General features: G+C 46.9%; 1 pseudogene. It reads right to left on the bottom strand.

What is annotated here, in order from left to right:
* Positions 1–305, bottom strand: a pseudogene (locus tag AB4486_RS25310) (glycoside hydrolase family 3 protein); the annotation flags it as partial.

Genomic DNA, 305 nt, shown 5'->3' on the forward strand with positions numbered 1-305 from the left:
TTCTTCATTCATGATACCTGCAAATTCAGTGATTAAATCCATGTCGCGAGTGGCTGCTAAACCTGCCTCTTTAGGCCAAGCAGAAAAGGCACCTGAAGAAACGTTGATCCCTGCTTTAGCTGATGGATCTATGTGGTTACGAGCATTGGATTTGAATAGAGCGGGGATACCCATTCGCGTCTGTTCACGCAGTTCTTGAACACTATTCATGAACTGGGCAGCTTCTGTTGGGGTTATCTGACAACCTGAACGGCCTGAATCGCAATCAGGCGCATTGGTGGTGTTTCAACTACGCTGTTACGGAA

The organism is Vibrio sp. 10N.222.55.C6, from assembly GCF_041473395.1.
Lineage (GTDB): Bacteria > Pseudomonadota > Gammaproteobacteria > Enterobacterales > Vibrionaceae > Vibrio > Vibrio crassostreae_C.